This window comes from Frigoribacterium sp. MCBA15_019 (assembly GCF_001864945.1).
Lineage (GTDB): Bacteria > Actinomycetota > Actinomycetes > Actinomycetales > Microbacteriaceae > Frigoribacterium.
Genome location: NZ_MJGS01000017.1, coordinates 10142 through 10867 on the forward strand (window position 1 = coordinate 10142; position 726 = coordinate 10867).

Sequence of the window (726 nt, forward strand, 5' to 3'; positions counted from 1 at the left end):
CGGCGAGATCGTCGCCGTCGACGAGAAGGGTCGCCCCGACTTCGGGCTGCTCCAGACGCGCATGGGGCTGACACGGCCCCGCGACGTGGCCCGGGCCGCCAAGGGCGCGCCGGTCAAGCTGTTGCTGTTCGACGTCATGCGGGCCGAGGGTCGCTCGCTCGTGAAGGACGAGTACGACGACCGGCGCGGGGTGCTCGAGCGGATCGTCGAGAGCGGTGGAGCCGTCGACGTGCCCCCGGCGTTCGACGGGGACCTGGAGGCGGCGGTCACCACCTCGAAGCGCCTCCGGCTCGAGGGCGTGGTCGCCAAGCGACGTGACGCGACCTACAGCGCCGGCCGCCGCTCCCGGGCCTGGATCAAGATGAAGCACCACCAGACGCAGGAGGTCGTGATCGCCGGCTGGCGGCCCGGTGCCGGTCGGCGGGCGGACGGCGTCGGCTCGCTGCTGATGGGCGTGCCGGGCGACGACGGGCTGCGATACGTCGGCCGGGTCGGCACCGGGTTCACCGACCGCGAGCTCGACGAGCTGCTGTCGTCGCTGCGGGCGGCCGAGCGGAAGACCAGCCCGTTGGTGGGCGTGCCAGCGGTCGACGCGCGCGACGCCCATTGGGTCACCCCGTCGCGGGTCGGCGAGGTGTCGATCGCCGAGTGGACCTCGACCGGGCGACTGCGGCAACCGAGCTGGCGCGGGTGGCGGCCCGACAAGTCTCCGGACGACGTCGTCCG

General features: G+C 73.8%; 1 pseudogene. It reads left to right on the plus strand.

From position 1 onward, the window contains the following. Positions 1–726: pseudogene (locus tag BIV04_RS12210) on the plus strand (ATP-dependent DNA ligase); the annotation flags it as partial.